Raw genomic sequence first — 5266 nt, forward strand, 5'->3', positions numbered from 1 at the left:
GACCCAGGCCGAGATCGACCGTGAGGTCGGCGAGATCGACGCCGGGATGCGCGCCGCCGTCGCCAGCGCGCGGGTCGAGGCCGGATCGAAAAAGGCCGACGACCTGGTCGACGCGGTCGATATCAAGGAGACCACCACGACGATGGCGGCCAGCTACGCCATCCTCCAGGACGCGGTGAAAAAGGGGTTCTTCAACCCCGCCGCGGTGCAGGCATCGGCCAAGGTGGTGTTCGCCGGCACCGCGCTGCGCGCCGTGGTCAACACGCGTACGCCGGGCGACAATGTCGCGGCGACGCTGGCGGCGGCGATCGCCACCGACGTCAAGGGCGGCAGCGAGGGCGCCGGCCAGGCCGCCAAGGTCAGCTTCGACAAGCTCCCGCGCCTGGGCGCCAAGGGCAAGGTGACCAGCCGCGCCGTCGCGGTCACCGATCCCAAGATGGAGCGGATCGAATTCGCCAACGGCGTCACGCTGCTGCTGTTCGAGAATCCGTCGGAGGCGAGCCGGGTCTACGTCCGCGTCCGTTTCGGTCGCGGGCTGGCAGCGTTGCCGGCCGACCGGCCGACCCCGGCCTTTGCCGGCGACCTCGCGCTGCTGCCCAGCGGCATCGGCAAGATCGGGCAGGAGGAGATCGACCGGCTGATCGGCGGGCGCCGGATCGGCTATGACTTCGCGATCGACGACGATGCCTTCGTCGTCGGCGCGACCACCTCGGCCGACGACCTTGCCGACCAGCTCAAGCTGTTCGCGACCAAGCTGCAATCGCCCGGCTGGGATCCCAAGCCGGTGGCGCGCGCGCGCGCGGTGATGCTGGCGAGCTATCCGTCGCTCGGCGCGTCGCCCGACGCGGTGCTCGGCCGCGACCTCGAGCGGCTGCTCCACGGCGGCGACCAGAGGTGGGGCACACCGACGCGCGAGCAGATCGAACAGCTCGACGCCGCCGGCTTCCGCGCGCTGTGGGAGCCGTTGCTCGGGGAGGGACCGATCGAGGTCCAGATCTTTGGCGACATGAAGACCGACGCGGCGATCGACGCGGTCGCCCGCACCTTTGGCGCGCTCAAGCCGCGCAAGGCGGCGCCGCCGGTGTCGCCCGGCGCCAGCTTTCCCGCGCACGTCGCCCATCCGGTGGTGCGTACCCACACCGGCCGCGACACCCAGGCGGCGGCGGTGATCGCCTGGCCGACCGGCGGCGGGATCGAGGGGCTGTCCGAAGGGCGCCGGATCGAGGTGCTCGCCGCGATCTTCCGCGACCGGTTGCTCGATCAGCTGCGCAGCCAGGCGGGGATCAGCTACACGCCCAACGTCGATTCGAGCTGGCCGGTCGGGATGCCCGGCGGCGGGCGGATCATCGCGATCGGCATGGTGCCGCCGGACAAGACCGATTTCTTCTTCCAGCTCGCGCGCGGCATCGCCGCCGATCTGGTCGCCAAGCCGGTCGAGATCGACGAGCTGCGCCGTTCGCTGGTGCCGATCGGGCAACAGCTGATGCGGATGTCGACCGGCAACATGTTCTGGCTGCAGCAGACCGAAGGCGGCACGCAGGACCCGCGCCGGCTGAAGGCGCTCGACACGCTGGCCAGCGACCTCGGCCAGATCACCCCACAGGAGATCCAGGCGCTCGCCGCGCGCTATCTGCGCCCGGACAAGGACTGGTCGCTGGTGGTGCTGCCCGAGGGATCGCCGGCCGCGATCGCCGCCGTCGCCAAACAGGACAGCCCTGCGCCTTGAGGTGACCCGGCCCCATCAACCAGCGCGTCATCCCGGGCTTGACCCGGTATCCAGGGGTACGGCGATGCCCCTTTCGGCTCTGGATTCCGGGGATTCCGGCTTTCGCCGGGATGACGGATGAAATCCCAACCTGTCGCCTGAAATCTCGACCCGTCGCTCGACGCTCGGGGCGCGGGCCGCTCTACCGCCCCTGCGCGCGCCAGCGTTTGATGGTGCGGTCGATCAGCGCGTCCTCGCCGCCGGTCTCGCGCCATAATTGGGAGAACATCGGATCGCCCGATGCCGGCCGGCGCACTTCCTCCAGCGTATCGAACAGCACGCGCACCGGGGTCGCCACGCCTTCGCCGCAGACGATGCATTCGCGGTTCCGGAGCGCCGGGATCGAATCGAGGAAGCCGCGCGCGCCTTCCGGCATCGCCGCGCGGACATAGGCCTGGTCGCGATCGTTGTTGAGCCGCATCGAGATGATCGTGCCGCACTGCGACAGCACGCCTTCGGCCAGGTCGGACGGACGCTGGGTGATCAGCCCCAGCGACACGCCGTATTTGCGGCCTTCCTTGGCGATGCGGCTGAGGATGCGGCCGACCGACGAGCGATCGGCGTTGCGCTCATTGGGGACGTAGCGGTGCGCTTCCTCGCACACCAGCAGGATCGGGCGCGGATGCTCGCTGCGCGACCAGATCGCGAAGTCGAACACCATCCGGCTGAGAACCGCCACCACCACCGACGTGATCTCGCTCGGCACGCCCGACACGTCGATGATCGAGATCGGCTTGCCGTCGCTGGGCAGGCGGAACACGCGGCCGAGGAACGATGCCATCGTATCGGCGACCAGCATTCCCGAGAACATGAACGAATAGCGCGGATCGGCCTTGATCTCGTCGATCTTGGTCTTGAGCCGCATATAGGGCGCGGTGTCGCCGGCGCGGTCGAGCTTGCCCATTTCGAGCTGGATCAGGTTGACCAGGTCGGACAGCAGGTAGGGGATCGGCGAATCGACGGTCAGCTTGCCGATCTCCGCCGCCAGCCGGTTCTTGCCCTTGGCGGCGAGCAGGCATTTGGCGAGGATATCCGAATCGGTCTGGCGATCGGAACCGTCGGTGGTGACGAACACCTCGCAATGTTCCTCGAAGTTCATCAGCCAATAGGGCATCGCCAGATTGGAGACGTCGTAGATCGCGCCGGTGGTCTTGAACGCCGCTCCATATTCGCCGTGCGGATCGATCATGACGATGTGGCCGTCGGGCGCCAGCTCGCAGATGCGGTGCAGGATCAGCGCGGCGGCGGTGGACTTGCCAGTGCCGGTCGATCCCAGCAGCGCGAAATGCTTGCCCAGCATCGCGTCGATGTACAGCGCGGCGCGGATGTCCTTGGTCGGATAGACGTTGCCGATCTCGACATGGGCGCGGTCGTCGGCGGCATAAATCTGCTTGAGGTCGCCGGTCGAGACCGGGAACACCATCGTGCCGGGCGTGGGATAGCGGGTGACGCCGCGGCGGAAGCGATAGAGCTTGCCGGTCAGCTTTTCCTGATCGCCCTCGCCCAGGAAATCGACCTGCGCAATCACGCGATTGTCGTGCGTTTCCGACAGCCGCAGCGCGCGGATGTTGGCGATCAGCCAGCTCGATCCGACCTGCATCTTGATCTGGCTGCCGACCTGTCCGGCGCTGGCGATCGCCACGTCGTCATGTTGCGCGAGCGAGTCGATGCGGGTCAGGTCGAGCAGCACCTGGCTGCTCGATCCGGCGATCTCGAACACCGCGCCGATCTCGAGGTCGGCGCCGCGCGCGGCGAACGACGCCGCGCCGCCCGATCCCGCTTGCGATGCGCTATCGAAGCCGTGCGTGCTCAACAATTCGGCCATGCGGACGGCTCCCTCATCGGGCAGATATGGCGCGAAAATCGTAAAGATTGCGTTCGCTGCCCCGCCCCGGGGCGGGGCCTTGAATCAGGACTCCACCTCAAACGGACTCCCCAAGTGCGGACAGTAGCCAACGCTCAGCGATCCCGAATGGGCTGAAGGCCTGCTGGCGCCGCCGGACGACCCTCCACGTCTCCGCGCCCCGGCGCGAAACCAACCCTTCTTCGCGGCTTCGCGTGAACGTCCGGGCGCGTCAGTACATATGCTGCCCGCCGTTGATGCTGAGCGTCGATCCGGTGACGAAGCCGCCGTCGTCCGAACAAAGGAAGGCGACGCCGCGCGCGATCTCACTGGCCTGGCCCAGCCGGCCTACCGGAATCTTGGCGACGATCTTCTCCAGCACGTCCGCCGGCACCGCCGCGACCATGTCGGTGTCGATATAGCCCGGCGCGATCGCGTTGACCGTCACCCCGGCCCGCGCGCCTTCCTGCGCCAGCGCCTTGGTGAAGCCGTGGATGCCCGATTTGGCGGCGGCATAGTTGACCTGGCCATATTGCCCAGCCTGGCCGTTGATCGATCCGATGTTGACGATCCGGCCCCATTTGCGTTCCCGCATTCCGGGAAACACCGCCTTGGCCATGTTGAAGCAGCCGCCGAGGTTGGTGCGCATCACCTCGTCCCACATCTCGTAGCTCATCTTGAGGATGGTACCGTCGCGGGTGATGCCGGCGTTGTTGACCAGCACGTCGACCGGGCCGAGCGCGTCCTCGACCGCCTTCGCGCCCGCCTGGCAGGCGTCATAATCGCCGACGTCCCATTTGAACGCCTTGATCCCGGTGCGTTCGGTGAATTCGCGCGCGCGTTCGTCATTGCCGGCATAGTTGGCGGCGACGGTCATCCCATTGTCCCTGAGCGCGGTGCTGATCGCTTCCCCGATTCCGCGCGTACCACCCGTGACGATCGCTACCCGTGCCATGAGCCTCTCCTTGCTATTCGCTCCGAAGCTAGGCGGGGTCGATCCAGCCCGCAAGATCGCGCGCGAGCAGATGGCGTAACATTGCGACACCTTCGCGACTGGCGTTGAGACACGGCAGCGCCGCGAAATCGGTGCCGCCGGCGTCCATGAAGGTCCGCCGCCCGCGGATCGCCAGTTCCTCCAGCGTCTCGACACAGTCGGCGGCGAAGCCCGGCGCGACGATCGCGACCCGGCGGATGCCCCGCCCCGGCAGCGCGGCCAGCGTCGCGTCGGTGGCCGGCTCCAGCCACTTCGCCCGCCCGAACCGTGACTGGAAGGTAACGACAAGGTCACGCCCCAGCGCCGCAGATAACAGTCGCGCGGTCTTTTGACATTGGCAGTGATAGGGGTCGCCCAGTTCCAGCGTGCGCTGCGGCATCCCGTGGAAGCTGGCGACGATCGCATCGGGCGCGAAATCGAGCGTGGCGAGCGACCGTTCCACCGACGCCGCCAGCGCGGCGATATGCGCGGGATCGTCGTAATAGGGCGGCAACGTGCGCAGCGCCGGCTGCCAGCGCATCTCCCGGAGCGCGGCGAACGCACGATCACTGGCGGTGGCGGTGGTCGCCGCGCAATATTGCGGATAGAGCGGCGCGATCAGCACGCGCTCGCACCCCGCCGCCTTGAGCGCGGCCAGCCGGTCGGCGATCGCCGGGTTGCCATA

General features: G+C 67.9%; 4 protein-coding genes. 1 reads left to right on the forward strand and 3 read right to left on the reverse strand.

Translation table 11 applies throughout. The features are described from left to right. Positions 1-1726, forward strand: a 1726-nt coding sequence (locus tag VNR91_RS00795; RefSeq protein WP_325488894.1) for a M16 family metallopeptidase, incomplete at its 5' end; no start/stop codon positions are given. Positions 1727-1907: 181 nt separating this feature from the next. Here the strand turns inward: VNR91_RS00795 and VNR91_RS00800 are convergent. From VNR91_RS00800 to hemH, 3 genes are all read right to left on the reverse strand, one after another. Further along, positions 1908-3590 carry an ATP-binding protein gene (locus tag VNR91_RS00800; protein ID WP_325488895.1) on the reverse strand — a complete coding sequence of 561 codons (1683 nt, stop codon included), beginning with the start codon at positions 3588-3590 and terminating at the stop codon, positions 1908-1910. Between the two features lie 250 nt (positions 3591-3840). After that, positions 3841-4563 (reverse strand): acetoacetyl-CoA reductase, encoded by a 723-nt coding sequence (gene phbB / locus VNR91_RS00805; protein WP_325488896.1) that lies wholly within the window; start codon positions 4561-4563, stop codon positions 3841-3843. 28 nt (positions 4564-4591) lie between these two features. After that, positions 4592-5266: ferrochelatase (gene hemH / locus VNR91_RS00810; RefSeq protein WP_325488897.1), on the reverse strand; the 675-nt coding region annotated here is incomplete at its 5' end.

This window comes from Sphingomonas sp. (genome assembly GCF_035555815.1).
Taxonomy (GTDB): domain Bacteria; phylum Pseudomonadota; class Alphaproteobacteria; order Sphingomonadales; family Sphingomonadaceae; genus Sphingomonas.